Raw genomic sequence first — 1,698 nt, 5'->3', positions numbered from 1 at the left:
TAACAACCAATGCCAACGGTGGGTTCAGCTTTGCAGGCCTGATTGAATCCAATGCAGATGGTTATACCATCACGCAAACACCAAGCTCGATTTACCAAACGGGCAATCGTTATATCGGCACAGGTGCAGGCGTAGTGAGTAATGTCGCCAAAGTCGTGGTGGGCACAGATCCAACGCCTGCGATCCGCTTTACTGAAAAGCCAAAAGCCGGTGAGAAGTCGATTGCTGGTAAGGTGTTCTTCGATGTGGATCAAGATGGTGTGGTCGATTCAAATGATGCGCTGTTAAAAGACATTACAGTCACAATCACGGGCACGGATAAGTTTGGTCAAACAGTAAATACCACAACAACGACTAACGCCAAAGGTGAATTCAGCTTTACTGGCCTGATTGAATCAAATGCTGATGGTTATACCATTACACAAACGCCAAGTGCGATTTACCAAAAGGGTAATCGTTATATCGGCACTGAAGCCGGTGCCATCAGCAATGTCGCAAAAGTTGTTGTAGGCACAGATCCAACGCCTGCGATCCGCTTTACCGAAAAACCAAAGGCGGGTGATAAATCAGTTTCAGGTAAGGTGTTCTTCGATGTGGATCAGGATGGTGTAGTTGATCAAAACGATGCATTGTTAAAAGACATCACGGTCACAATCACAGGTACAGATAAGTTTGGTCAAATAGTAAATACTACCACCACGACCAACGCCAAGGGTGAATTTAGCTTTACTGGATTGATTGAATCCAATGCAGATGGCTACACCATCACGCAAGCACCAAGCACAGATTATCAAACGGGCAACCGTTATATCGGTATCGACTCAGGTGTGGTGAGTAATGTTGTCAATGTAGTGGTTGGCACAGATCCAACGCCAGCGATCCGATTTACCGAAAAACCAAAGGCGGGTGATAAATCAGTTTCAGGTAAGGTGTTCTTCGATGTAGATCAGGACGGCTTAGTTGATTCAAATGATGCGCTGTTAAAAGACATCACAGTCACAATCACAGGTACCGATAAATATGGTCAGGCAGTAAATCAGAGTGTAACGACCAATGCCAAGGGTGAATTTAGCTTTACTGGATTGATTGAATCCAATGCAGATGATTACACCATCACGCAAACACCAAGTGCGATTTATCAAACAGGTAACCGTTATATCGGTACTGAAACAGGTGTAGTGAGCAATGTTGTCAATGTAGTGGTTGGCACAGATCCAACGCCAGCGATCCGATTTACCGAAAAGCCAAAGGCAGGTGATAAACCAATATCAGGTACTGTGTTCTTCGACGTGGATCAGGACGGCGTAGTCGATTCAAATGATGCGCTGTTAAAAGACATCACAGTCACAATCACAGGTACTGATAAGTTTGGTCAGGCAATAAATCAGAGTGTAACAACCAATGCCAACGGTGAGTTCAGCTTTACTGGCCTGATTGAATCCAATGCTGACGGGTATACCATCACGCAAACACCAAGCACAAGCTATCAAACCGGCAATCGCTATATTGGCGCAGGTACAGGCGTAGTGAGCAATGTCGCCAAAGTCGTGGTGGGCACAGATCCAACCCCTGCGATCCGTTTTACCGAAAAGCCAAAGGCCGGTGATAAGTCTATTGCAGGTACTGTGTTCTTCGATGTAGATCAGGATGGCGTAGTTGATTCAAATGATGCGCTGTTAAAAGACATCACGGTCACAA

General features: G+C 45.4%; 1 protein-coding gene. It reads left to right on the top strand.

The window, feature by feature from the left end:
• On the top strand, window positions 1–1,698 hold a 1,698-nt coding region (locus tag N483_RS20910), incomplete at both ends, for an SdrD B-like domain-containing protein (protein ID WP_155735423.1).

The sequence above is a fragment of the Pseudoalteromonas luteoviolacea NCIMB 1944 genome (assembly GCF_001625565.1).
Classification (GTDB): domain Bacteria; phylum Pseudomonadota; class Gammaproteobacteria; order Enterobacterales; family Alteromonadaceae; genus Pseudoalteromonas; species Pseudoalteromonas luteoviolacea_F.
This window is presented reverse-complemented; position numbering and strand designations above follow the sequence as displayed.